Annotated in this window: 18 protein-coding genes and 1 tRNA gene; 12 read left to right on the top strand and 7 right to left on the bottom strand. The window is 53.0% G+C overall.

What is annotated here, in order from left to right:
- The first annotated feature begins 115 nt into the window (after nucleotides 1–115).
- The 4 genes from C508_RS0112645 (at nucleotide 116) to C508_RS19535 (ending at nucleotide 5,387) form a co-directional block, all read left to right on the top strand.
- Nucleotides 116–565: an RrF2 family transcriptional regulator gene (locus C508_RS0112645; protein ID WP_018703933.1), complete on the top strand. Its 450-nt coding sequence runs from the start codon at nucleotides 116–118 to the stop codon at nucleotides 563–565.
- Complete coding sequence (locus tag C508_RS0112640) at nucleotides 562–1,929, top strand: cytochrome ubiquinol oxidase subunit I (protein ID WP_018703932.1); 1,368 nt, start codon at nucleotides 562–564, stop codon at nucleotides 1,927–1,929. The genes C508_RS0112645 and C508_RS0112640 overlap by 4 nt, the downstream gene beginning before the upstream one ends.
- A complete protein-coding gene (cydB, locus tag C508_RS0112635; protein ID WP_018703931.1) occupies nucleotides 1,920–2,927 on the top strand; it encodes a cytochrome d ubiquinol oxidase subunit II in 1,008 nt (335 codons plus the stop codon). Before C508_RS0112640 ends, cydB begins: the two co-directional genes overlap by 10 nt.
- Before the next feature lie 315 nt (nucleotides 2,928–3,242).
- On the top strand, nucleotides 3,243–5,387 hold the full coding sequence (locus tag C508_RS19535; protein ID WP_018703930.1) for an HD domain-containing phosphohydrolase: 2,145 nt from the start codon (nucleotides 3,243–3,245) through the stop codon (nucleotides 5,385–5,387).
- Between the two features lie 109 nt (nucleotides 5,388–5,496).
- Here the strand turns inward: C508_RS19535 and C508_RS0112625 are convergent, their stop codons facing one another.
- Together C508_RS0112625 and C508_RS0112620 are read right to left on the bottom strand one after the other, a co-directional pair.
- Entirely contained in the window at nucleotides 5,497–6,804 is a 1,308-nt protein-coding gene (locus C508_RS0112625; protein WP_018703929.1) for a Na+/H+ antiporter NhaC family protein, read from the bottom strand.
- 32 nt (nucleotides 6,805–6,836) lie between these two features.
- Nucleotides 6,837–8,741 carry a sigma-54-dependent Fis family transcriptional regulator gene (locus C508_RS0112620; protein WP_018703928.1) on the bottom strand — a complete coding sequence of 635 codons (1,905 nt, stop codon included), beginning with the start codon at nucleotides 8,739–8,741 and terminating at the stop codon, nucleotides 6,837–6,839.
- Nucleotides 8,742–9,004: 263 nt separating this feature from the next.
- Between C508_RS0112620 and C508_RS0112615 the strand changes: the two genes are divergently transcribed.
- From C508_RS0112615 to C508_RS0112600, 4 genes are all read left to right on the top strand, one after another.
- Nucleotides 9,005–10,288, top strand: coding sequence for an MFS transporter (locus C508_RS0112615; RefSeq protein WP_422664646.1), 1,284 nt, complete (start codon nucleotides 9,005–9,007; stop codon nucleotides 10,286–10,288).
- Nucleotides 10,289–10,323: 35 nt separating this feature from the next.
- Nucleotides 10,324–11,856 carry a galactarate dehydratase gene (garD, locus tag C508_RS0112610; RefSeq protein WP_018703926.1) on the top strand — a complete coding sequence of 511 codons (1,533 nt, stop codon included), beginning with the start codon at nucleotides 10,324–10,326 and terminating at the stop codon, nucleotides 11,854–11,856.
- A 94-nt stretch (nucleotides 11,857–11,950) separates the two neighbouring features.
- Nucleotides 11,951–12,838, top strand: a complete 888-nt coding sequence (gene garR, locus C508_RS0112605) for a 2-hydroxy-3-oxopropionate reductase (protein ID WP_018703925.1) — start codon at nucleotides 11,951–11,953, stop codon at nucleotides 12,836–12,838.
- An 11-nt stretch (nucleotides 12,839–12,849) separates the two neighbouring features.
- Nucleotides 12,850–13,617, top strand: a complete 768-nt coding sequence (locus tag C508_RS0112600) for an HpcH/HpaI aldolase family protein (RefSeq protein ID WP_018703924.1) — start codon at nucleotides 12,850–12,852, stop codon at nucleotides 13,615–13,617.
- Nucleotides 13,618–13,843: 226 nt separating this feature from the next.
- Here C508_RS0112600 and C508_RS0112590 read toward each other — a convergent pair.
- The 5 genes from C508_RS0112590 to C508_RS0112570 all read right to left on the bottom strand — a co-directional run bounded on the left by C508_RS0112590 (nucleotide 13,844) and on the right by C508_RS0112570 (nucleotide 19,026).
- Nucleotides 13,844–13,920: transfer RNA gene (locus tag C508_RS0112590), tRNA-Arg, on the bottom strand.
- Nucleotides 13,921–14,141: 221 nt separating this feature from the next.
- Nucleotides 14,142–14,423, bottom strand: a complete 282-nt coding sequence (locus tag C508_RS0112585; RefSeq protein ID WP_018703922.1) for a hypothetical protein — start codon at nucleotides 14,421–14,423, stop codon at nucleotides 14,142–14,144.
- Nucleotides 14,424–14,444: 21 nt separating this feature from the next.
- The gene (locus C508_RS0112580) at nucleotides 14,445–15,098 is read right to left on the bottom strand and encodes a histidine phosphatase family protein (protein ID WP_169342532.1); all 654 of its coding nucleotides are present in this window, start codon (nucleotides 15,096–15,098) and stop codon (nucleotides 14,445–14,447) included.
- Between the two features lie 273 nt (nucleotides 15,099–15,371).
- A complete protein-coding gene (locus tag C508_RS0112575; protein WP_018703920.1) occupies nucleotides 15,372–17,471 on the bottom strand; it encodes an RNA degradosome polyphosphate kinase in 2,100 nt (699 codons plus the stop codon).
- 4 nt (nucleotides 17,472–17,475) lie between these two features.
- Nucleotides 17,476–19,026, bottom strand: a complete 1,551-nt coding sequence (locus C508_RS0112570; protein ID WP_018703919.1) for a Ppx/GppA phosphatase family protein — start codon at nucleotides 19,024–19,026, stop codon at nucleotides 17,476–17,478.
- A 186-nt stretch (nucleotides 19,027–19,212) separates the two neighbouring features.
- Here C508_RS0112570 and C508_RS0112565 point away from each other — a divergent pair, with 186 nt between their 5' ends.
- The 4 genes from C508_RS0112565 to C508_RS0112550 are packed head-to-tail and all read left to right on the top strand — an operon-like array spanning nucleotide 19,213 to nucleotide 24,723.
- On the top strand, nucleotides 19,213–20,736 hold the full coding sequence (locus C508_RS0112565; protein ID WP_018703918.1) for a Ppx/GppA phosphatase family protein: 1,524 nt from the start codon (nucleotides 19,213–19,215) through the stop codon (nucleotides 20,734–20,736).
- Nucleotides 20,736–21,521 (top strand): HD domain-containing protein, encoded by a 786-nt coding sequence (locus C508_RS19530; protein ID WP_018703917.1) that lies wholly within the window; start codon nucleotides 20,736–20,738, stop codon nucleotides 21,519–21,521. The genes C508_RS0112565 and C508_RS19530 overlap by 1 nt, the downstream gene beginning before the upstream one ends.
- A gap of 9 nt (nucleotides 21,522–21,530) precedes the next feature.
- The gene (locus C508_RS0112555) at nucleotides 21,531–22,286 is read left to right on the top strand and encodes an ABC transporter ATP-binding protein (RefSeq protein WP_018703916.1); all 756 of its coding nucleotides are present in this window, start codon (nucleotides 21,531–21,533) and stop codon (nucleotides 22,284–22,286) included.
- Complete coding sequence (locus tag C508_RS0112550) at nucleotides 22,279–24,723, top strand: ABC transporter permease (RefSeq protein ID WP_018703915.1); 2,445 nt, start codon at nucleotides 22,279–22,281, stop codon at nucleotides 24,721–24,723. The genes C508_RS0112555 and C508_RS0112550 overlap by 8 nt, the downstream gene beginning before the upstream one ends.
- Nucleotides 24,724–24,734: the final 11 nt, after the last annotated feature.

Here is a 24,734-nt window from a genome sequence, read left to right as displayed (position 1 = left end):
TATTTAATAGTGATGATTGACAAATAGAAAAAATGGGAATACTATACAAGTAAATAGTACCGTACCGGTACGGTATTGAATAAAGAATACATACAAGCGGAAAGGAGGTACACGCATGCATTTTACGCAGGCGACGGACTACGCTTTTCGTATCGTGCTCCACTTGGCGGCGAAACCGCCGGGGACCATTGTTAGCGGCCAGGAAATCGCCAAGCAGGAACAAGTGCCGGTGCAGTTTCTGCGCAAAGTAATGCGCTTTTTGAATCGCGCTGGGATTGTTCGTTCTCATCGAGGCGTGGAAGGCGGTTTTGTTTTGAACCGACAGCCGGAAGAGGTTTCGCTTCTGCAGGTAATTGAAGCTATGGAGGGGCCAGTGGAGCTTTCTCGCTGCCTTGTAAGTGCGGAGGGCTGTAAAATCGGCTGTAGTCGCGTATGTCCGGTGCATGAAGCGCTGCAAGGGGTGCAGGCAACGTTGCTGGATTCCTTGCATGAAATTGAGTTCGCTTCATTGGCGGCGCGACGGAGGGAATTTCAAAAAAAAGAGAGGCAGGAGGGTGAGTCATGAGTGAGGTTTTATTAGCAAGATGGCAGTTTGGCATTACTTCTACGTATCATTTTCTATTTGTGCCTCTTACATTGGGCTTATCGGTGCTGTTGGCCTGGATGGAATGGCAATGGGTCCGCACAGGACGTAGCGAGTACAAGCGGATGACGCAGTTTTGGGGTAAGCTATTTTTGGTCAATTTTTCCGTCGGCGTGGTAACCGGTATTGTGCAGGAGTTCCACTTCGGTATGAACTGGGCGGAGTACTCGCGCTTTATGGGGGATATTTTCGGAGCTCCCTTGGCGATGGAGGCTTTATCCGCTTTCTTTGTAGAATCTACTTTTTTAGGTTTGTGGATTTTTGGCTGGGATCGCTTATCGCCGAAGGTGCATGCAATATGCATTACCCTAGTGGCTTTTGCCAGCAATCTTTCGGCTTTCTGGATTCTGGTTGCTAACTCGTTTATGCAGCATCCTGTCGGCTTTGCCTTGCAGAATGGGCGGGCGGAAATGGTCGATTTCGGAGCGTTGCTGATGAATCCCTATGTTTGGAAGCAGTTTCCCCATACCGTGCTGGCCGGGTTGACTACGGGCGGTGCGTTCTTGGCGGCAGTGAGCGCTTGGTACTTGCTGCGCAACCGGCATTTGGAAATTTTCCGGCCCTCTTTCAAACTGGGGACGGCGGTGCTTTTGGCAGGCTCGCTGGCGGTCATGGGCACTGGGCATGTGCAGACGCAGTATATGGGGCAGGTACAGCCTATGAAGCTGGCGTCGGTAGAAGCTCTCTGGGAGTCTGCGGATCCGGCCCCCTTTGCGATTGCGGTAATTCCGGATGAGAAAAATCAACGCAATACGATGGAAATCGGCGTACCCGGTATGCTGACGCTGTTAGCGTACGATTCGTTCCAAGGCGAAGTTAAAGGCATTAAAGATTTGCAGCGCGAAGCGGAGCAAAAATACGGACCTGGCAACTATATTCCTCAGGTTACGCCGCTGTTCTTTGCCTTTCGCTTTATGGCCGGCGCCGGCGTAGCGATGATGGCGCTTGGGGCATTGGGCTTATGGCTGTCTCGTAAAGAGGCGCTGGAATCGTCGCGGCTGTATTTGAAATTAACGATGCTTGGCATGCTTTTGCCGTATGTAGCGAACTCCTGCGGCTGGTTTGTGGCGGAAGCGGGCCGGCAGCCGTGGTTGGTTGTGGGGCTGCAAAAGGTGGCCGATGGCGTGTCTACCAATGTAACCTCTACGGAAATCTGGTTGTCCTTGTTTGGCTTTACGGTGATTTACGGCCTGTTGGCGGCTGCGGCGGTCTATCTGGTCTTTAAATTCATCAAAAAAGGCCCCGATGGAGAAGGGCGGACAGAGGAGGCGACGGTATGGAACTGACAACTCTTTGGTTCATTCTGGTAGCGGTGCTTTTTACGGGCTTCTTCTTCTTGGAAGGTTTTGATTACGGCGTGGGCATGCTGTTGCCCTTCTTGGGTAAAAATGACGCGGAACGTCGTGTGATTATTAACACCATCGGGCCGGTATGGGATGGCAATGAGGTGTGGATGATTACCGCTGGCGGAGCGATGTTTGCGGCGTTCCCCCATATGTATGCTACGTTGTTCAGCGGCTTTTACATGGCTCTTTTCTTGATGCTTATGGCGCTCATTGCCAGAGGCGTGGCCTTTGAGTTTCGCAGCAAGGATGAGAGGCCCGCTTGGAGGGCGACTTGGGATTGGGCCATTTTCTGCGGCAGCGCCATTCCGGCCTTGCTCTGGGGCGTTGCGGTAACCAACTTGATCCAGGGTGTGCCGTTAAATGCGAAAATGCAGTATGTAGGTACTTTTTTCGATCTTCTTAGCCCATACACGTTAGTGGGCGGCGCTGCCTTTCTGTTGGTTTTCCTTTACCATGGAGCGCTGTTTTTGACGCTGAAAACTGATGGCGAGATGATTGCGCGCGCCCGGGGGGCGGCGCTGAAGAGCGGCTTGCTAGCGGCGGTGGTGTATTTGGCTTGCGTTGGCATGACCTACGCCAACACGGATTTGTTCCGCAGCTCTCTGGGAGCGGGCGGGCTGATTCTGGCGGTGCTTACCTTTGTAGCGTCGTATGTTCTGACGCTGCGCAGCTGCTTTGGTTGGGCCTTCGTAATGAGTTCCTTGGCTATCGTGTTTACGACGGCTGGATTTTTCGGCGGCCTCTTCCCGCGCTTGATGGTATCCAGCTTGAATCCGGACTGGAGCATTACGATCACGAAGGCGGCCTCTACGCCGTATACGCTGAAAATCATGACCGTTGTGGCGCTGACCTTGGTGCCTATCGTGCTGGTTTATCAGGCGTGGACGTATTGGGTTTTCCGCAAGAGGGTCAAAGTGGATGATCATTTGGAATACTAAAACTAGGTTTGGGGTAATTCACACGGGCTAAAGAAGCGGAAAAGCAGCAGTGACCTATCGGTCGCCGCTGCTTTTCTTTTTAATTTATGACAAAATTTTCGCTCGTATTCTCTGGGCTTTCTCAGTGAATACATGTGAAATAGGAGGAAAATTCCAAAAAATAGCGTATTCTCATTAAGAGGAACATAATTTTCTAATTTTCATAAATCATCTAAGAATGCTATGGATTTACAATAGAGGCAAAGCGTGAAAACGCCGGCTGGTGCGGGATCTTAGCCGAGTGGCAAAAAGATGCTGAGGCAGGTAGGTGAGCGTATGCGCATTGGCACAAAAATAGCTTTCTCTCAACTGGCTATGGGGGCGTTAATCGTTGCTGCCATGTATATGGCGGCTTATTGGGTATGGGCGCCTGAATATGAACGCTGGGAGGAACGGCAGGCGACGGATAAGGAGAAATGGACGCAGCATTTATGGGAGGCGGAGGAGAAGCGTCTGGCTCTTACGGTGGCGGACTGGGCGCCATGGGATGAACTGTATGACTTTGCTCAGAATCCGGCGGAGCGGAAATTTGAACGGGATAATCTGAGTGATGACTCCATGACCAATTTGCGCGTAGACTGGGTCCTGCTTTTAGATCCGGCGTACAAGGTCCGTTACAGCCGCTCGTTAGTGGGAGCTTGGGATGAAAAAGAACGGCTGCGCTTCGAAGAAGAATGGGAGGCGTTGGTAGGGGACTCGCCGGATATACAGGAGCAGCTGCGTCAAGGCGAGAGCGTTAAAGGGTTAGCTATAGTAAATGGTCAGCCAGTCTTGGTTGCGGCCCAGCAAATTCTGCATAGCGACAAACGCGGTCCTGGCGTCGGCTTCTTAGTGATGTTTCAATTAGTGGATGCAGACTTGCTGAAAGAATTTTCGCAGAGGCTGCAAGCAACGCTGATTTTGGAACAAAAGGGGCGAGATGGACACCTGGCTAACGCTTGGTCTGAGGAGAAAGACGCACAGTTAATTCGGGCGTATTGGCCGGTGGAGGATATTTTCGGTCGGTCCGGGATCGTGCTGCGGTTGGATATAGAGCGACATTTATATCAAGAGATGCAGCATCAATACCGATACTTCTTTTTATTGAGTATAGCAGTGCTTGCCATGTCGCTGCTTATATCTGTGTATGGCTTGGATTTGCTACTAACCAGGCGTCTCAGACGTCTGGGGGATTTTTTGGCGAATATTCGCAATGTGGGGAATGAAATTCAGCCTAAACTTCCTAGAGGCGGTAATGATGAGCTGGCCCGAATTACGAGAAAAATAGAAGAGATGCTGGAACGGCTGCGAGAGGATCGCTCACAGATTGATAATTTGAACCAAGCCTTGAAGAGAGAATTAAAAGAGCGTCAAAAGGCGGAGGAGTTGATGCAGTATCATTGCTGGCATGACGCTCTGACCGGGCTATATAACCGTACGTTTTTAGAAATTGTGTTGAATGAATACATTCAAAGCGGCGTGAAGGGGTTCGGCATAATTTGCGGCGATTTGGACGGTTTGAAGATGGTCAATGATACGTTGGGGCATGAAGCCGGTGACGCGCTTTTACGGCGTACGGCCGACTTGTTTCGGAAGATTTTGCCGGAGTCGGCCATTACGGTGCGGACTGGCGGCGATGAGTTTGTTTCGCTGTTGATCGGCATTAACGAAGAAGAACTGTGGAAGTGGTATCAGCAATTGCAAACAGAAGCGCAGAAGCAGGAAAGCGGTCAGATGCCGCTGCAAATTTCTTTTGGCTGCCGGTATCAGGAGCGCTGTATCCCTGGCGGCGATGAGCTGCACAATCTGCTGCGCGAAGCGGATGATGCGATGTACCGCCAGAAAAATTTCCGCAGACAGAGCACGCGGGGCGTAGTCATCCAAGCGTTGTTAAAAATGATTGAGCTCCACGAATCTGTAACCAACGGGCATTCGCAGCGTTTAAAAAGGCTAGCGGAAAAGCTGGCCCGGGAGATGGAACTGTCGGAAGAAGAAGTTGAAAAAGTGGTCTTGCTGGCCCAGTTTCGGGAGATTGGGCGTATTGGGTTGCCGGAGCCGTTATTGACGAAGCAAGAACCGCTGACTGATGCGGAGCGGCAGGAAATTCAGCGTCATGCGGAGATTGGCTATCGGATTGCCCTGGTTATTCCAGAACTAGAGGGAATTGCCGAATTGATTCGTACACATCATGAATGGTGGAACGGAAAGGGATATCCCCGGGGGCTTAAAGGGGAAGATATTCCCTTGGAAAGTCGAATTGTAGCTATTGTTGACGCCTATGACGCTATGACTAATCCAAGTGTTTACCGAGAAGCTCGAAATGGGGAGCAAGTGGAACGGGAATTGCGTTGCGGCAGAGAGCGGCAGTTTGATCCCAAGCTGTTGGATGTATTCCTAGAAAAAATAGTGAGGGAAGAAAAGAAAACTCAAGAAGCGGAGTGATCGGAGTCTCGGATATAAAAAAAGACCGCCTGGCGGTCTTTTTTTATATGGAAGAATTTATATATTGTACCTCACTCCCTCTTTCGTACCCTCCGCTTCTCGCCGCGACTCATGTTCCATTCCTTGCCTTTAGCAGCCACCATAAGGGAACTAGGAAGAGATAAAAAGCGTAGGGAATGAAGGAGGCGTCGGCCCCTAAAGTGGCGGCAGGGACCGCACCGGCGATATTCCAGGGAATGACCACCGAGAGCAGAACTACCGAGTTTTCTAGGTCCAGCGCCAACCGAGACGCACTGAGGCGGCAGGTAGCATAGGCTTTGTGCGCCAACTGGTGGGTGAGCAAAATGGCTAAGGTTTGGTTGCAGCTAAAAGCGGCGGTTCCCAGGCTGGAGAGCAGCAAAGAGGTAAAAGGGCTGGTGCGCTGGCTCAACTTTATTAAGGCGTTTTCAAACGGCTGCAGCAGGTTGGTACCGGCGAAGATGCCGGCATAGGCGGAAGAGATCAGCACGATCAAAGCGACATTGAGCATGGAAAAAAGCCCGCCCCCTTGGATAATGCCGGCGAAAAACCCTGTATGCTCCGAGGTGTAGCCCCAAAGGAGGTACTGGAGCAACTGCGCTATGGAGACTTGCTGCACCCACACGCTGAGAAAGACGCCAAGGAGGATGCTGACTCCCATGGCTAGCTTGACGTCGGTGCGGCAAGCGCCGAGGAGCAAAATGACCAGAGCCGGCAGCAGCGTCAACGGAGATAGATTGAAGGTGGCGGCGATTTCTTGGGAAATGCTGTCCGCCTGGAATTGGAGCGGATGATTTTGGGACAGCCAGACGTAGGCTAGGATGGAAAGAAAAAAGGGAACCCAGGCGGAGCGAAACATGTTTTTCAGGTTGTCGTAAAGGTTGGTGCCGGTGAGGACGGCGACCAGGTTGGCGCTGGAGGACATGGGCGAGGAACGGTCTCCGAAGTACGCCCCGGCGATGATGGCGCCGGCTGCCATAGAGATGTCCATCTGGCCGCTTTGGGCCAACACCATCAGCACGACGCCGATGGTGCCGGCGGTGCCGAAGGAAGTGCCCAGAAGAAAAGAAACCAGCGAGCAGAGCAGAAAAGCGCCCGGTAAAAAGTAATCTCCCGGCATCCAGGCGATGCCGTAGTAAACGATGGTGGAGATGGTGCCTGCAGAGCGCCAAACGGCAGTGATGACGCCGATGAGAACGAAGATTTTGATGACAATTAAGGATTTGCGCGAACCCGCCAGCATCATGCTTCCTAAGGACCGTAAAGAATGTCCTTGGCGCATGGCTAAGACGGTGAAGGCGACCAGACCTAATAAAAGCGGATAAAGAAGCGGGATATGCTGCTGGACGCTGCAGAGAAGGCCTGCAAAGAAGAGGCTGAACACAAGGCCTGTGTGCATGAAATCAACTCATTTCGTGATAATCTCGGGGCTCAAAGACGCGGCCCTTTGCGCACGGCGATCTGGTGCTGACGCAGCTTGCGGTAGAGAGTGCTGCGGTCCATGCCCAGCAGAGCGGCGGTACGGGAAATGTTGTCCTGGCAATGGCGCAGACTTTGCAAAATGCGTTCTTTTTCGGACAAAGGCGGTGGCGCAGGCAGCTCGCATTCGTCCCGGTCATCCCAGTAATGCTCCACAGTTGGAATATCCAAGACCGCTTCCTTGGCGATGATGGTTAGGCGTTCGGCAAAACAGCGCAGTTCCCGGACATTGCCGGGCCAGGGGTATTGTTCCAGATAGGCGTACACAGAAGGATGAATGACAAGGCGTTTGCGGTGACGTTCTTGGAAGAGTGAGAGGAAATGTTCAGCCAAAAGCGGCACGTCATGAGTGCGGCGCCGCAAAGGAGGCAGGGTCAAGGTGAGCACCTTGAGGCGGTAGAAGAGATCCTGGCGAAACGAGCCGCTTTGGGTGAGCGCTTTAAGGGGCTTGTTGGTGGCGGCGATGATGCGCACGTCAACGGCAATGTATTTATCGTCTCCCAGGCGCATGACCTGCCGTTCCTGGAGCACCCGCAGGAGGCGGCTTTGGGCGAAAGGGTCCATTTCGGAGATTTCATCCAAAAAGAGCGTGCCCCTATGGGCTAATTCGAATAAACCAGCTTTGCCTTTTTTGGTAGCCCCTGTAAAAGCGCCTTCTACATAGCCAAAAAGTTCGCTCTCCAGCAAATTAGCCGGCAAAGCGGCGCAGTTGACGGCGACGAAAGGGCCGGTGCTGCGTTTGCTGGCGTTATGAATGCTTTGGGCGAACAATTCTTTGCCGGTGCCGGACTCGCCGGTGATTAAGACGGTAGCGTCCACTTGGGCGATTTCTTTAGCCATGCGTTTGCATTCCTGAATTTCCGGCGATTCTCCCAGGATATGCGGAAAATGGTATTTGGCGACAAATTGGCGGGCAACCACCTCGTTGCGGATTTTGGCCTCCAGCTCTTGGATGCGGCTGATGTCTTGAAACGTGACGATGCAGCTGCTAGTTTGGCTGTCGACGATGATGGGCGCCACGTTGAGCGTCAGCCAGCGGGAACCGCAGCGGAGCGTGTGGCCGATAAGCGGTTTTTGCGTAGTTAGACAGGTATTTAAATCCAACTGTGGAAAGACTGTTTCAATGGAACGGCCTAATGCTTGCTCGGCTGAGATCTCCAGCAAATGCTCTGCAGCGGGATTAAATACTTCGATTCGCCGCTGGCGATTGATGCTGATAATGCCTTCCAAAGAATAGTCGGCCAAGGCTTTAAAGGTTTGGGCGTGTTCCTTTTCAATTGTCCGGGCTAAAGCGATTTTTTTGGCCTCCAGAAAGGCGGCGCGGATGGAGAATTCGCCGGAGCGGATGAGCTGGGTGCGCAGGCCTTCTTTGGCGGCCAGCAGCACGGTTTTAATGCCGCCGACAACCAAGTCGGTGGTGTCTTTTTTTACCTCGGCGATGCGCTGGGGAATATCGGCGGTGCTTTGCAGGGGATAGACGCGCAGTTCGATACCGAGAATTTGCGAAAGCGCTTCAATGTCATGGCCCATGTTTTCAAAGGCTAGCATGGCGACGCGCGGCCGGGCCAGACCGGTTAATTTTTTGGCTTCGTGAAACACATGAGCCAAATCCTGGCCGGTAATGGCGATTTCAACAACCGGAATGCGAACGCGAGCTTGAACGATGAGATGAGCGGTGCCGCCGCGGCAGATGATGACGTCCACCTCCTGGCGTTCGAGCTTTTTCGCAATACGGATGCCTCGCTTGAGGCGCCCTAAATAGAGACTGACTTGCTCTGTTAAACCCATGTCGGCGATGACTTTTTTTCCTTGCAGGAAAAGCTGTTTGTCTGGGGCAATGAAAGCAATGCGGGCCATAAGGGCACCTCCTTGGTAAGATGCTTCTAGTATAGACCGCAAAAGTGTAGCGAAGCAACAACAAATGAAGCGAATTAGAAACAAAAACAACAAACTGGTTTTTAAAATTGTCAGCGTTTTTGCGGTTTTGTGAATTGGCACGCGATATGCTTAACTAAGAGTGCATGCGTAATTCGGGCCCACTGTTATTGTAAGGAGGAATGTTTGTGAAAGCCGTTCAAGAAGAGCTGTCAAAGACCCATGTTCGCTACTTTATTTTAGCGATGCTCTTTGTCGTGACTACGATGAACTATGTGGATCGGGCGACTTTGTCTATGGCGGCGCCGGCGATGCGTAAGGACTTAGGCTTGGATGCCGTATCCATGGGATACGCATTTTCCGCCTTTGGCTGGTCATATACGGCGCTGCAGATTCCCGGAGGCTGGATGCTGGATCGCTATGGATCGCGCTTGGTTTATGGCGTAGGCTTGTTTTTATGGTCTTTGTTTACTTTCTTTCAAGGTATGGCAGGCTTTATTACAGGGATTAGCGCCTTGGCCTTCATTTTTATGCTGCGTTTTCTGATGGGCGTTGGCGAAGCGCCGGCATTTCCCGCGAACAGCCGCATCACGACGATGTGGTTTCCTACGCACGAACGCGGCTTCGCATCTGCAATTTTCAATTCGGCGCAGTATTTTGCCCTGGCGGCGTTTAACCCGGTCATGGGGTGGGTGCTGGTGGCTTTTGGCTGGCGCTATGTCTTTTACGCTATGGGGCTGGCGGGAATTGTGTTGGCTTTTGTGTGGTTCCGAGTCATTAAGGATCCTAAGCACCATCCGAAAGTCAACCAGGCGGAGCTGGATTATATTCAGCAAGGCGGCGGCTTAGCCAATATGGGTGATAAGAAGACCGAAATCAAATGGTCTTATATTAAAGCCTTGGTGACCAATCGCATGATGGTAGGCGTATATTTGGGGCAGTTCTGCCTGAATACCATCACCTGGTTCTTCTTGACTTGGTTTCCGACCTACTTGGTCCAAGCCAAAGGCATGTCTATTTTGAAAGTGGGCTTGATTGCCGCCATTCCGGCATTGGCTGGTTTTGTAGGTGGTCTTTTGGGGGGCTATGTATCTGATTGGCTGTTGCGTCGCGGCAAAAGCTTAACTTTTGCCAGAAAGCTGCCCATTGTTTGTGGTCTCTGCCTTTCCGGCAGCATTATTTTAGCGAACTATGTAACTACGGAAGCCGTGGTTATCGGAGTTATGTCTCTAGCCTTCTTTGCCAAAGGGTTTGGGGCTTTAGGCTGGGTGGTGGTCGGCGATACGTCGCCGAAGGAAATGCTGGGTCTCAGCGGCGGCATCTTCAATTTTGCCGGCAATATGGCCAGTATCATTACGCCCATTGTGATCGGTTACATTCTAAACGTGACGCAGTCTTTCAATGGAGCGCTGGTTTTTGTTGGTGCTATGGGACTGTTAGGGGCGTTGTCGTATTTGTTCATTGTTGGCGATATCAAGCGAGTGGAGCTACAAATCGACAAAACGGAATCGGCGGCGGCTGGCAAATGAAGAGGTAAGGACGGATGCAGAACAGGAGGATTTTTATGGAAGCAACGATTGCCAAGGACGTAAACCATTATATCAAAGTCCATGCGCAGGATAATGTGGCCATTATTGTAAAAGACGGCGGCTTGCCGGCCGGAGCGCTTCTGCCGGAGGGGCTGGTGCTGCGGGAGCATGTACCCCAGGGGCATAAAGTGGCGCTTGTCGATATTGCTCAAGGCGGGGAGATTCTTCGCTATGGCGAGGTCATTGGCTATGCAAAAAGCGCTATTAGCCGCGGCTGTTGGATTGAAGAGTCACTGGTGCTGCTGCCGCAAGCGCCAGAGCTGTCCACTTTGCCGCTGGCAAACAAGGCGCCTGCCAAACAGGAGCCTTTGGCGGGCTATACCTTTGCAGGGTATCGCAATGCCGACGGCACAGTAGGGACGAAAAACCTCTTGGGCATCGTCACCAGCGTGCAATGCGCCGCCGGGGTCGTCAATCAGGCAGTAGCTCGCATTCGCCAGGAATTGCTGCCTCTCTATCCGGAAGTGGAAGACGTTGTGGCCGTTAACCACAATTACGGCTGCGGCGTGGCTATCGGTGCGCCGGAAGCGGTTATTCCCATCCGGACGTTGCAGAACTTGGCGACTCACCCCAATTTTGGCGGTGAAGCGTTGATTGTAGGACTTGGCTGTGAAAAGCTGCGTCCTGAAGAGATGGCGCCTTGGGCGTCGCCGGAAAGTATTTTGGTTTTGCAGGAGCAGCACGGCTACGGCGTGATGCTTGAGGCAATTATGGCCGGAGCCAAGGAACGCTTGGAACGACTGAACCGTCGGCGTCGCGAAACCTGTGCGGCTGCGGAGTTGGTGATTGGCGTGCAGTGCGGCGGCAGCGACGCTTTTTCCGGGGTGACCGCCAATCCGGCAGTCGGCTATGCGGCGGATTTGTTCGTGCGCGCCGGAGCGACAGTGATGTTTTCGGAAGTGACTGAAGTGCGTGATGCGGTGCATCTCTTAACGCCGCGGGCGATTAATGAAGAAGTAGGGCGGGAACTGCTTCGTGAAATGAAGTGGTACGACGAATACTTAAGCCGCGGTGAAGCGGACCGCAGCGCCAATCCGGCGCCGGGCAATAAGAAAGGCGGCTTGGCTAATGTAGTGGAAAAGGCTTTAGGGTCCATTGCCAAGTCCGGCAGCAGCGCTATTTGCGGCGTTGTGCCGCCAGGGGTCAAGGCGCAGCAGAAGGGTCTGCTTTACGCGGCGACGCCGGCCAGCGACTTTGTCTGCGGCACCTTGCAGCTGGCTTCGGGCATGCACTTGCAGGTGTTTACTACCGGGCGGGGGACCCCCTATGGCTTGGCGATGGCCTCGGTGCTTAAGGTGGCGACGCGCAGCTGTTTGGCGGCGCAGTGGCCGGATTTGATGGATGTGGATGCCGGGCGCATCGCTACTGGCGAAGCGACGATTGAAGAAGTGGGCTGGGAAATTTTCCGTCTGCTTTTGGAAGTGGCCAGCGGCAAGAAGCAAACCTGGGCGGAACACTGGAAGCTGCATAACGACCTGTGTTTGTTCAATCCGGCGCCTGTGACTTGACGGGAGCGCGTACGAGAACGAACAGGAGAGAAATCAAACCTTAAAAAAGTGAGCAGGAAGCACTAGCTCTGAAAGAAAATAGGAGGAATATACAATGGCAAAAATCGGTTTTATTGGTTTGGGTATTATGGGCAAGCCCATGAGCAAAAATCTAATCAAGGCAGGTTATGAACTGGTGATTATGGACCGCAATCCGGCGGTCGTAGAGGAATTAAAAGCCCTGGGGGCGGAAGTAGTGGCTAGCCCGAAGGAAGTGGCGCAGCAGACGGATATTATCGTGACCATGCTGCCTAATTCGCCCCAGGTGAAGGAAGTTGCGCTGGGCGAAAACGGTTTGCTTGAAGCGGCTGCCGCGGGCAAGGTGCTGGTGGATATGAGCTCCATCGCTCCGTTGGTGAGCCGGGAGATTGCGGCTGCGTTGGCGGCTAAAGGCATGGAAATGCTGGATGCGCCGGTAAGCGGCGGCGAGCCCAAGGCCATTGACGGCACTATTTCCGTGATGGTCGGCGGCAAGCAGGAGGTCTTTGACCGTTGTTACGATGTGATGAAGGCGATGGCGGGCTCGGTGGTGCGCACCGGTGATATCGGCGCTGGCAACGTGACCAAGCTGGCCAACCAAATTATTGTGGCTATCAATATCGCTGCTGTTTCCGAAGCGCTGGTGCTGGCGGCTAAAGCTGGCGTGGAACCGGATCTGGTTTACCAAGCCATCCGCGGCGGCTTGGCTGGGAGCACCGTTTTGGATGCTAAAGCGCCTCTGATGATGGACCGCAAATTTGAGCCCGGCTTCCGCATTAATCTGCATATCAAGGATTTAGGCAACATTCTCGATACCTCCCACGAGGTCGGCGTGCCTTTGCCCTTGACGGCGGCAGTCATGGAAATGATGCAGGCTATGAAGATTGACGGCAAGGAAGGCTGCGATCACGGGGCCTTGGTGCAGTACTATGAGAAACTGGCTAAAGTAGAAGTCAAACGCTAAGGGGGAGAACCATGCTGCAGAATCAGTTGAAGGAAAAATTAGGCCGGGACGAACTGGCTTTAGGATTATTTGTACCTTTTTATGCGCCCAATTTAGTGGAGATGATCGGCTATGCGGGCTTGGACTTTATTGTTATCGATAACGAGCATGGCTGTTTTGCCGACAGTGAAATTGAAGAGCTCATTCGGGCGGCGGATCTGACCGGGGTGACGCCTATTGTGCGGGTTCCTTATGGTACGGCGGGCATTCAAAAAGCGCTTGATCGCGGTGCAAAGGGCGTTCAGGTGCCTATGGTCAACACCAAGGAAGATGCAGAAGCGGCGGTGCGGCGGGCTAAATTTCCGCCGCGCGGCACACGCGGCGCAGCTTATTCGGTACGGGCGGCCCGCTTTGGGATGGATTCGGGCAAGGATTACCTGGATGCAGCGGATAAAAATACGCTGGTAGTTGTGCATATTGAAACGCCGGAAGCGGTCAAAAACTTTGATGAAATCATCAGTGTTCCTGGGGTTGATATTGCCTTTATCGGCCCGGCGGATTTATCTGTTTCCATGGGCTATAAGGCGGAAGGACCTAGCCATCCTGAAGTGCGCGCGGTGATTGAAGATTTGATCCGCCGCGGTCGTGAAAAGGGTGTGCTGATGGGTTTCATGGCGTCGGGGATTGACGATATCGGGCGCTGCGAAGATCTGGGCGTGCGTTATGTGACGCAAGTGGCCTCGGCGCTCATCATGGCGAAATTCAAAGAAATGGTTCGTGTAGGTCGGAGAAAAGGATAATTTCGTTTTAATATAAGAAGCAACCCTCTTCGATGTGGTTTGAAGAGGGTTGCTTCTTATATTACATAAAATAATAGAAAATGGGAGCGAAATGAATGATTTCAAGCATTAAAGCAAGGATAATATAGAGTGTGGCTTTCGAGAAGAAATAGAAATGGCCAGATCGAAGGCAACGGTACGCAAGCATAAAAAAATCCTCCGACAAAGTCGGAGGATTAGCTTTCAATGGTGACCCCGGCAGGATTCGAACCTGCGACCTTTTGATTCGTAGTCAAACGCTCTATCCAGCTGAGCTACGGAGTCATGTGTTTAATGGACGAGACTTATAATAACACTACGAGAGCCTGATGTCAACAGTAAAAATGTTCATCCACAGAGAAATGCACAAATCCACAGGCTTATCCACAAGAAAAGTGTGTAAAACAGGGGGTTTAGCCGAGTTTTCAACATTTTGCGAGGGCACTTATCCACTGTTTTGTTGAAAATGTGGATAAGTGTGTGGATAACTGTGGATAAGCTGTGGGTTAGTCTACAGGGCGGCTCCAGTCCACATGAACGCCAGTAGCTTGCCACAAATATCCTAAAACACGTTGAAAATTTTCTTTGCTTTCCGAAGCCTGTAAGGTGGCTTCAACAAAATCACTTAGTGACTCCTGCGGAAGTTTAAAGGTATGCTGTTGTGCCAAAAAGGCTTCGGCTGCTTCGCGCTTTTCTTCATTCGGCAAGACAACCGAGAGGGTGTGCGAGACTTCATTGAACTCAACATAACCCAAATCATTTCCATAGCTGATTGCGACACGATACATAGTAATCCAACCTTTCTTCGTTTAAAAGTCCAATAACATTTTGTCGCCAAAACCGGCGCTGATCAGATGCGCAGTGTCGTTAAGGCGTTCGATGGCGTTTTCATGCCAACGGTTGCAGCGCAGCACCGTTAAACTGGCTGGGGCTACTTCAAAGGAAAAATTGTGATGAACGGCGCCGGAGACGCCTAAGCCTAGCCACCAACAGAGAATGTTGATAATGGTGCCTCTGTGGGCCACAATGATCAGAGGACGTCGCTGGCGAGCGGTAAGTTCGTCCATGGCGTCGGCGACGCGGTTGTAAAATTGGCGTCTTGACTCGCCTTCCGGGTAGTGCTGCCAATCGAGAATCGGCGTTGTTTTAGGCAAGGACAGCTTGCGAGCTTCCGCTTCGCTTTTGCCTGCAGCAATGCCATTGTTCATTTCGCGCAGGCCTGGATGCTGAGAGAGAGTTTGGCCGAAAGGCTGCCCGAGGATCTGGGCTGTCTGTACGGCGCGTTTTAAGTCGCTGGCGACGAGGTCGAAAGCATGTCCGGAAAAATGCGGTTCCAGACGCTTGGCAAGGGCCTCAATCTGGCGACAGCCTACTGGTGTGAGATCGACGTCAGTCCAACCGCCGGTTAGTCCGCGGGTATGGTGCTCGGCTTGCCCGTGGCGGACCAGAAGAATCGATTTCAAGAGCAGCCCTCCTTTTTTGATATCTCTCTTATTTTGCAATGTTTCGCCGCTAGGTGCAAGGAAAAAATGAAAAAACCGCTTTCGCGGTCTTTTGGACGGGGGATATGGAATGTAAGAAAGGGGCACGAACTTTTGAACAAGAGTAGAGTGAGTAAAAAAAGGGGACGAGAAGACAAAAATAAAAATACATTCCTTTGAATCCTCAGTCGAGCCCTTCATTTACTCCATCTACTCCTGTTAATATTCTGTTTTCCCTTAACTTCTCTCTTGCTTCTAGGTGTCTTTCCGCTGCATAGGCTGGAGGCGTTGCTCTAGGGTCCAACTCTTTTGAGCGGCTTTGTGAGCCTGGCGGCAGAAGTCGTCTTGGCTGGAAAAAGCGTCAATTTTTTTGTCTACGCGGCGATAGACGCCATCGGAACGCAAGACGTGGGCTTTTCTTCCATCCTTGAGAAAGAGACTGAACATAGCGCGGATGCGAGCGGCGTGTCGAATATCGTCGATAGGAAAAAGCAGCTCTACCCGCTCATTGAGGTTGCGGGGCATCCAATCGGCACTGGAAAGATAGACTTTAGCTTCATCGCCAACACCGAAAATAAAGATGCGGTGATGCTCTAGAAAACGACCGACAATGCTGCGGACGGTAATGTTGTCGCTGACGCCGGGGATGCCTGGGCGCAGACCGCAAATGCCTCGGATAATGAGATCAATGGAAACGCCAGCGGCAGAGGCTTCGTAGAGTTTCAGGATGATTCCTTTGTCAATGAGAGAGTTCATTTTAGCGCTGATATGTGCTGGCTGTCCGCTTTGGGCGGCGGCGATCTGTTCATTCACAAGTTCATAAAAGCGTTCGCGCATATTCAGCGGCGCCACGATGAATTTATTCCAGACCGGCGGATCGGAGTAGCCGGAAAGCATGTTGAAAAACGACGAGGCGTCGGCGCCAAAGGCGTCGTTGGCGGTGAAGAGGCCTAGATCTGTGTAGATGCGGGCCGTGGAGTCATTGTAGTTGCCGGTTCCCAAATGTACATAGCGGCAAATGCCGTCCTCTTCCTGGCGCACGACTAAAGCGATTTTGGAATGGGTTTTCAAGCCCATCAAGCCGTAGATGACATGCGCGCCGGCTTCTTCCAGGCGTTTGGCCCACTGAATGTTATTTTCTTCGTCAAAGCGGGCTTTGAGCTCCACGAGGACCGTAACCTGCTTGCCGTTCTCTGCGGCTTCCATCAAGGCTCTGACAATGGGAGAATTGCCGCTGACTCGGTACAGCGTCTGCTTAATGGCCAACACCTGGGGATCAAGGGCGGCTTGGCGTATGAAGTCTACTACCGGTTCAAAGCTTTCGTAGGGATGGTGCAGTAAAATATCGCTTTGGCGGATGGCGGCGAAGATATCCTCTGCTTCGGCCAAGGCCGCCGGCAGGGGCGCTTGATAAGGGGCGTGACGCAAATGAGCGGCGCCCGAAATATCAGCGAAACGGAAAAAGCACGTAGTATCTAAAGGTCCGTTGATTTCGTAAATATCTTGTCCGGAGATATCCAGCTCTTCTTGTAAGGCGGCCTGCAGTTCCTTGTTGCCGTGCTTGGAGACTTCCAGGCGTACAGCCGGGCCGCGCTTACGTTGCTTGAGGGCGCTTTCCACCTCTTCCAGCAGGTCTTCGGCTTCGTCCTCGTCAATGAACATGTCGGCGTTGCGGGTGATGCGGAAAAAGAGCGGCTGGCTCAGTGTATAGCCCTGAAACAGGCGGGAGCAATAGGCGGCGATGATGTCTTCTAAAAACAAGAAATGACGTTCTTCCTGCGGAGCGAAAGGAACTTCCAGCAAGCGGGGCAATACGGAGGGCACGGGAATAATGGCGATGGCCGGTTCGTCTTCGTCAGGGCGGGTTAATTGTACGGCCAGATTCAGGCTGCGATTGGCCAAGAAGGGAAAAGGATGGCTGGCGTCCACGCCCAGAGGGGTGAGAACCGGGTAAATGGTGCGGTGAAAGGTATGATCCAGCCATTCTTGCTGTTGGGGGGATAAGGCGTCAATGCTGCGCAGGCAGAGCTTTGCGTCGCATAAGGCCGGGATGAGCGTGCGTAGCTGTTTGTACTGGTTTTTAACCAGCTCATGAGCCGTTTCGGAAATGCGTTCTAATTGCTGAGCTACGGTAAGACCAGCGGCGTCGGTTTTGTTGATGCCTGACTCAAGTTGGTGTTTGAGGCCGGCGACGCGAATCATAAAGAATTCGTCCAAGTTGGAGGCAGTGATGGCGATAAAGCGCAGCCGTTCCAAAAGCGGCGTTGCCGTGTCGCCTGCTTCGCTAAGGACGCGGTTGTTGAATTTGAGCCAGCTTAGTTCGCGATTAAAAAAGTATTCCGGTTTATCAAACATGGTATCAACCTGCCTGTCGTATTAAGATGGGACGAATGCCGAAGACATTTTCAAAAAAGGAAGCCTTGTCGGCAAAGGTCCATTGTTCTAGCGCATAATCTTCGCGAGTGGTGACGGTGACGAGCAACTCTTCACCGCGAAAAGCAAATTCGATTTTGAGCGCTTTTTGACGGTGCGTACGATCAATGGCGTCAGCTAGACGAATGATGGCGGCCAGCTTCGCTACGGTCATTTGTTCCTGTACGCTCAAGCCGCTCAAGGTCGGGTCGGAAGGACGAGGCGTGCCTTTGGAATGGTATTGCGCTACGCAGGCCATAATCAGTTTTTCTTTTTCTGAAAAGCCGAGAATATCTGAGGAGAGAATGAGACGATGCGAGAATAAATAGTGGCTGCGCAGGCTGACAAACTTACCGATGTCATGCAAAAGGGCGGCGCCTTCCAGGAGCTGCCGTTCTCGCTTTCCTAAACCGTGGGCGCGGTGAAGTTTGTCGAAAAGCTGCAAGGAGACTGCGGCAACCGCTTCGGAGTGGCCGTCATGCTGATGGTATTTTTTAGCCAGCGAGCGGATGAGGCTGAAGGTCTGCTTGTCGATTTCATCCATCCAAGGGTGCTTTGTTTTCTGGGCGATATGGCAGACGGTCATGCCGTCGAGAAACTGATCGTTGACGACGGCCAGCTCCTGGGCTTGGCAGAGAGAAAGCAGCTGCTGGTACAGGATAATGGTCGGCAAGGCCATGTCCGCTTTGGCTTCGCTGAGGGCAAAGGCTTGCATGACTTGAGAAAGGTTGAGCTTGTGCAATTTCTTGTACAAAACCAGGAACTCTTCTTGCTTGACCGAGTCCAGCGCGCTTCGTGTTTTGCGCCCCAGCATCTGTAAAAACAGCTCTGTATCCGGCCCGGAGAGGACTACGTAACGAATCGTGTGCCCCGCCAGAGCGGGCCGCACCGGCTCGATGACGCTAAAAATGTATTCGCCTAAGGCTTGCTGGAAGGAGAGGGAGTCGCGCTGGTTTTTATTGAAGCTTTCTTTGATGCGTAGCACGCCGATATGAATATTCTGCTGGTAGAGAATGCGGCCGTTGCGGTACAAGGTAATGCCTAGACCGCCGGAAGTGATGTCCACAAAGAGCAAAGCTTCCTTGCCGCCTGTTAAGCCGAGAACTTGCATTTTGCGGAAAATCGCTACATATTTAAAAAATATTTCCTGAGGCATGTCGACGACTTCCGCCTCGAGGTCCGCTTTAATTTGAATTTGGTCAATAATATAGGGCTGGTTGGCGGCTTCGCGAATGGCTGTGGTCGCCATGAGACGATAGTCGCGTACGCCATATTCCGTTAGTTTGCGCCGAAAACCCTTGAGAATATCGCACAATTCGGCCACCGTATCGGTGCCGATGCGGCCAGTTTGAAAGGTTTCTTCGCCTAAAGAAATTTGCCGATGTATGTTTTCTAGAACGCGTATGGTTTCTAGATTGCGGTATTCTACAATTTGCAGGCTGACTTGTTCTGAACCGACATGAATGGCTGCAAAGAGGCTGGGATGGTTTTTGTGCATGAAATCACCTCGCGGCATAATGTTTTTTAGTACATTCTCTCTGGGGATGGCCAAATCCCTGCCGGTTTAGTTTAAGGTTGTGTAAAATCTGAATGCCGTCGTAAGGTTTTTCGCTTTTTTGGCAGGATTTTGTTATAAAACGCGAATATAGAAAAGAGGCAATGTACGGAGAAAGGAAGTCTTGGTATGAAAGAGCGGGAACGGGTAGCTATTATTGACTTAGGTTCGAACTCGGCGCGGCTGATTGTGGTAGATATTGACCGAAGGGGCGCCTATAATCTGGTGTACAACCAAAAAGAGACGGTCCGGCTGGGGGAAGGCTTGGCGGCTACGGAGCAATTGCAGGAGGCGGCTATGCGCCGGGCCGTAGGCACGCTGCAGGTGTTTGCCCATATGAACCAGTTGTTTAAAGTAGACAAGGTCTTGGCCGTAGCGACCGCGGCGGTTCGTAATGCGAAAAACGGCGCTGATTTTTTGCGGCAAGCTAAAAAAGAAACAGGCATTCCGTTGCGGGTGATTAGCGGCGAAGCCGAAGCAAAATTAGGGTATTTGGGCGTAGTGAATACCTTGGATATTGAAGAAGGCATTGTGTTCGACTTGGGCGGCGCCAGCACGGAGTTGACAATGATTAAAGGGCGTAAAGCGCAGACCGCGGTCAGTATGCCTTTTGGGGCGGTGACGCTGACAGAGTACCTGGGGGCGCGGCCGAATGAGAAAAAGCTGCTAGAACTGCAAAATTATTTGTGGGACCAATTGGTTGGCTTGAGCTGGCTTAAGGATAGCGGCGTACCTTTAATTGGCATTGGCGGCACGGCGCGGAACATTGCTAAAATGGATCAACGCAAAAAAGGCTATCCTTTTCCTAAGGTGCATAACTATCGTCTTGGCAAAATGGCCTTCCAAGAACTCTACCGAGGGTTGGCTGGGATGACGCTGGCCCAGCGTCGCAAAGTGCCTGGCTTAAGTAATGAGCGGGCGGACATTATTGTGCCGGGGTTGGCGATTGTTAATGCCTTGTTTGACATAACGGCGAGTCAGCAGTTTTTGGTGAGCGGCTGCGGCGTACGTGAAGGTTTATTTATGCAGTATTACCAATCGCGTCACGGCGAGGGGGAACTAGTACGGGATATTTTGGAGCATAGCACGCACAATCTAATGCTGTCCTACAATTTAGATGAAACCCATGCGCAGCATGTAGCTAGCTTGGCGGATCAACTTTGGCAGGGCTGGGGAGTCCAGGGGGAGCTCGGCGCGCGTGAGCGGCGGCTGTTGCGCGTGGCGTCGCTGCTGCACGATATCGGCATTTCTATCAACTACTACGATCATCCTCGGCACAGCGCCTACTTGGTGGAAAACGCCCGGCTTTTCGGCCTGACCCACAGAGAACAGATGATGTGCGCTGTGATGGCTGGCTGGCATAACGGTCTTTCTATGAAATACGTTCGCAACCGCATGTATAGCGAATTTTTGGACGAGGGAGACTGGGGGCGGGCTCGTAAGCTGGGGCTGCTGCTCGCCTTGGCGGAAGCTTTGGATACGACGCAAATGCAGTTGGTGCGCCGCGTGAAGGCAGGGGTGGATTTGGAACGTGGTTTGGCTCTTTTAGAGTTGGAGCTAAGGGAAGCGGCCGTTATTGAACAGGAAAATCTGAATAAGTTGAAGAAATCTTTTAAAAAGGAATTCAATCTGGAATTGACGGTGATGGCGTAATGGAAGAAACAACGGCCGCATGGCGGGACAAGCTGGCTTCTTGGTGGGAATCTTATGTGCGGCGTTTTTTAGGACGAGATGAAGAGACGGATTATCATGTGCGGCTCAAAGTCGCTCATACGGCGAGGGTAAGGAATATTGCGCGGCAATTGATGCAAGCGCGAGAACTTCCGGCGCAGGAATTGGCGGTAGTGGATGCGGCGGCTTTGCTGCATGATGTGGGGCGTTTTCCTCAGTATTGGCAGTATCGGACCTTTCGGGACTTATTATCGGTGGATCATGCAGACTTAGGGGTGGAAACACTGACGGAAGAAGGAGTCTGGCAGTGGGTGCCTCAGGAAACGGCGGTAGTGCTGAAGAAGGCGGTGTTATGGCACAATAAGAGGGCTTTGCCGCCAGAAGCTGCCGGAGCGGCGTGGCTGCCGGCGAAAGTAGTCAGGGATGCGGACAAACTGGATATTTTTGATATGCTTACAACAGACAAAGAATACCGCATGCCGCCCACCGACGGGATCGCGCAGCATGGAGGCATTTCGCCGGAACTGGCGGCTACGGTGGTTTCAGGCAGACTGGGGAGACCAGCTCAGGTAAAAACAGCGGCGGATCAGCAGGTCTTTCGTATTTCCTGGGTGTATGATCTCAATACGGTAGAAGCCGTGCGCTATGTTGCTCATGCCGGATTTTTGCCGCTGCTGCTGGCGGCGCTGCCGGAGGGAGAGGCAAAGGTTCGGATTGGGCAGGCGGTGGAGGCTTGCGTGAAGCGGCGGCTGAAAACAGAGGCATAGGAGGCTGCTATGGGAAAAGGCTGGCGGTTTTGGTCGGAAGAAGCGGTGGCCGTTACAGCAAAAGAAGCTGCCTGGGCGGTAGAGATGCAAGGGGTCTCTAAGACCTATGTCACTGGCGCCGGCGAGTTTTCGGCCCTGAAAGACGTGGGCATGACCGTAGCTGCCGGCGAGTTTGTAGCGGTTATCGGCAAGTCGGGAAGCGGAAAATCGACGCTGATCAATATGATTACAGGCATTGACAGGCCGACGGAAGGCGAAGTATGGGTGGCGGGAACGCCGGTGCACCGTCTTTCGGAGAATCAAAGCGCGATTTGGCGGGGGCGGACGGTGGGCGTGGTCTTTCAGTTTTTTCAGTTACTGCCTACCTTGACGGCCTTGGAAAATGTCATGCTGCCTATGGATTTTTGCAATGTCCATGCCTGGGAGGAACGTCCGCAGCGGGCGCTGGAGCTGCTGGAGCTGGTTGGCGTAGCCGATCAGGCGGACAAGCTGCCGGCCAATTTGTCCGGCGGACAGCAGCAGCGGGTGGCCATTGCCCGTTCCCTGGCCAATGATCCGCCGCTGTTGGTGGCGGATGAGCCTACGGGAAATTTGGACGCCCAGACGGCGGAGGCGGTGATTGCTTTGTTTAAACGGCTGTCGCAAGCGGGGAAAACCATTATTATGGTTACTCACGACGGCGAGCTGGCCCGTCAAGGCAGCCGTATCGTTACCGTAGCGGAAGGACGAATTTTAGAGGCCGAAGGGAGGGCTTCAGATGGCTAGGGGCCTTTGGCTGCGGCCGCGCTGGCGCAAGGTATGGGCCGATCTTTGGGGCAGTAAGCTGCGTACGCTGCTGGTGGTGCTTTCTATTGCTGTCGGCGTTTTTGCGGTAGGTATGGTCTACAGTTCCTATTTGATGTTTTCCAGAGACTTGACGCAGAGCTGGACTATGGCGGCGCCGGCGAATGCCGCAGTATACGCAGATCCTTTTGACGAAGAGCTGGTGCAGAGCGTTCGCAGTCTTCGAGGCGTCAAGGAGGCCGAGGGACGGCGCAATGTGGATCTGCGCGTGCGCGGCGGGGACGGCCAGTGGCGGCAGATGTGGCTGATTGCCATCCCGGACTATGACAAGCAGAAGGTCAATCTTGTGAAGAGCGAGGCTGGGGCCTGGCCGCCTCGGGACGGCGAAGTGCTGCTGGAGCGTTCCTCCTTTAAGGAATTGGGACTGAGCATCGGGCGGTATATGACGGTGGAAACCGCAGCCGGGCGCAAGCGCTTGATGAAGGTGAGCGGCCGCGTGTATGACGCCAGCCAGATTCCTAGCCTCTTTACGGGCCGCGCTTATGGCTACATTACTATGGATACCTTAGAGAAGCTGGACGAAGAGCGGCGGCTGGATCAGGTAAACTTTATTTTGCAGCCGGCGGCGCTGGCTGGCCTGGACAAGGAAAGGGCCGTGCAGGCCATTGAAGCGGTCGGTCGCAAAGCCTGGAATAAGCTGGAGCAAGGAAATACAACCGTATTTTGGCTGCAAGTGAATAAGCCGGGGGAACATCAGCTCCAGGGGGCTATCGACGCGCTGCTGCTTTTGCTGGCGGTGCTGGGCGTACTTTCGCTGCTGCTGGGTGCCTTGCTGCTGGTGAATACGGTCTCTGCTATTTTGACGCAGCAAGTGCGCCAAGTGGGCATTATGAAAGCGATTGGCGCTAGAAGAGCCCAACTGATGCGCATGTATTTGACCCTGGTGGCGGTGTACGGCGTGTTGGCCCTGACGGTGGCAGCTCCCTTGGGAGCCCTGGCGGCGCAGCAGGTAACCGCCTTTATGGCGGCGGCTTTTAATTTCAATTCGGGCGGTCTGGAGTGGCCTCTTACGGTTATGCTGCTGGAGGCGGCTGTAGCGTTGGCGGTGCCTCTGGCAGCGGCGCTGTGGCCCATCTGGCAGGGAACTGGCGTAACGGTGCGGGAAGCGGTAAGCGATTACGGAATTGGCTCCGTGGCGGCCAGCGGTCGGGTGGACCGCGGTGTTGATTGGCTTCTAAACCGCTTGCGGCCGTTGTCGCGCCCTGTGCTCTTGTCGCTGCGCAATACTTTTCGCCGCAAGGGTCGGCTGGCGCTGACGCTGTTGACGCTGATGATGGCGGGAACCGTATTTATGGCGGTATTTTCGGTAAGAGATTCCTTGGATGCCACTTTGGATAAGGCGTTGGAGTATTTTCAATATGATGTGGCGGTTACATTTACGCAAAACTATCGGGCCGAGCGGGTGGAGCAGGAAGTCCTGAAGGCGCCCGGGGTGAAGCGGGCCGAAGCTTGGGGATTCAATTCAGGACGAATCCTGCATGCGGACAGCAAGCAGGCTGAAGACGAGGCTAGCAAGAATGTGTTTTTGCTGGCGCCGCCGGTAGACACGGAAATGATCGCGCCTCGGATTGTACAGGGACGGTGGCTGCTGCCGGAGGATGAGAACGCCATTGTTATCAATACGGAGGTTCTTAAGGATAATCCGCACTTGCGTCTGGGAGAAGTCGGGGTGATCAAAGTGGCGAACAAGCGCCTGCGCTGTGTGGTGGTGGGGGTGGCGCAAAGCCAGTTGACTGGTCCCATTTGCTATGCTCCCTATACTTGGCTGAGCCGTGTTACCCAGGCGGCAGGCAAGGCTCGTTCCGTACAGATTGTGGCTGCTACGGATTCACAGCAGGCCCAGTCTCAACTGGGGCGGGAACTGGAGTCTCATTTGAAGAAAAACAATTTGCGAGTCCAGAACGTAGACATTACCTGGGAGCAAAAGGAGCGCTTGCGTTCGCAGTTTGATATTCTTACGACCTTCTTGCTGTTTATGGCGTTGTTGTTGGCGTTGGTAGGAGCCTTAGGGCTGACTGGTACCATGAGTATCAATGTGTTAGAGCGCACCCGGGAAATTGGCGTCATGCGCGCCATTGGCGCTTCCAGCTTGGCTGTGGGCAAGGTGTTTGTGGTGGAGGCCCTTTGCATCGGCCTGTTGAGCTGGCTGGCGGCATCGTTGCTGGCCTTGCCTATTGCTATGCTGCTCAGTTACCAAGTGGGGATGCTTTTTATTCAGGCGCCGTTGACATTTTCTTTCAGCTTTTTCGGCTGGGCCGTTTGGCTGGCGCTGTCTTTGTTTTTGGCGGTGGCTGCCAGCTTACTTCCGGCGTACAATGCAACTCGCCTGTGCGTACGGGATGTCATTAGTTATGAGTAACAATAAGCGAG

Origin of the sequence: Anaeromusa acidaminophila DSM 3853, from assembly GCF_000374545.1 — a bacterium.
Lineage (GTDB): Bacteria > Bacillota > Negativicutes > Anaeromusales > Anaeromusaceae > Anaeromusa > Anaeromusa acidaminophila.
The sequence above is the reverse complement of the archived record's forward strand: the minus strand, read 5'-3'. Positions and strand labels throughout refer to the sequence as shown.

What these genes read in the sequence shown, in the direction of transcription:
- C508_RS19530 (WP_018703917.1), top strand. Translation starts at nt 20,736, where the DNA reads ATGGAAGAAACAACGGCCGCATGGCGGGACAAGCTGGCTTCTTGGTGG.
- C508_RS0112615 (WP_422664646.1), top strand. Translation starts at nt 9,005, where the DNA reads ATGCTCTTTGTCGTGACTACGATGAACTATGTGGATCGGGCGACTTTG.
- C508_RS0112645 (WP_018703933.1), top strand. Translation starts at nt 116, where the DNA reads ATGCATTTTACGCAGGCGACGGACTACGCTTTTCGTATCGTGCTCCAC.
- cydB (WP_018703931.1), top strand. Translation starts at nt 1,920, where the DNA reads ATGGAACTGACAACTCTTTGGTTCATTCTGGTAGCGGTGCTTTTTACG.
- C508_RS0112570 (WP_018703919.1), bottom strand. Translation starts at nt 19,026, where the DNA reads ATGCACAAAAACCATCCCAGCCTCTTTGCAGCCATTCATGTCGGTTCA.
- C508_RS0112565 (WP_018703918.1), top strand. Translation starts at nt 19,213, where the DNA reads ATGAAAGAGCGGGAACGGGTAGCTATTATTGACTTAGGTTCGAACTCG.
- C508_RS0112555 (WP_018703916.1), top strand. Translation starts at nt 21,531, where the DNA reads ATGGGAAAAGGCTGGCGGTTTTGGTCGGAAGAAGCGGTGGCCGTTACA.
- C508_RS0112620 (WP_018703928.1), bottom strand. Translation starts at nt 8,741, where the DNA reads ATGGCCCGCATTGCTTTCATTGCCCCAGACAAACAGCTTTTCCTGCAA.
- C508_RS19535 (WP_018703930.1), top strand. Translation starts at nt 3,243, where the DNA reads ATGCGCATTGGCACAAAAATAGCTTTCTCTCAACTGGCTATGGGGGCG.
- C508_RS0112550 (WP_018703915.1), top strand. Translation starts at nt 22,279, where the DNA reads ATGGCTAGGGGCCTTTGGCTGCGGCCGCGCTGGCGCAAGGTATGGGCC.
- C508_RS0112575 (WP_018703920.1), bottom strand. Translation starts at nt 17,471, where the DNA reads ATGTTTGATAAACCGGAATACTTTTTTAATCGCGAACTAAGCTGGCTC.
- C508_RS0112640 (WP_018703932.1), top strand. Translation starts at nt 562, where the DNA reads ATGAGTGAGGTTTTATTAGCAAGATGGCAGTTTGGCATTACTTCTACG.
- C508_RS0112585 (WP_018703922.1), bottom strand. Translation starts at nt 14,423, where the DNA reads ATGTATCGTGTCGCAATCAGCTATGGAAATGATTTGGGTTATGTTGAG.
- C508_RS0112600 (WP_018703924.1), top strand. Translation starts at nt 12,850, where the DNA reads ATGCTGCAGAATCAGTTGAAGGAAAAATTAGGCCGGGACGAACTGGCT.
- C508_RS0112625 (WP_018703929.1), bottom strand. Translation starts at nt 6,804, where the DNA reads ATGCACACAGGCCTTGTGTTCAGCCTCTTCTTTGCAGGCCTTCTCTGC.
- garR (WP_018703925.1), top strand. Translation starts at nt 11,951, where the DNA reads ATGGCAAAAATCGGTTTTATTGGTTTGGGTATTATGGGCAAGCCCATG.
- garD (WP_018703926.1), top strand. Translation starts at nt 10,324, where the DNA reads ATGGAAGCAACGATTGCCAAGGACGTAAACCATTATATCAAAGTCCAT.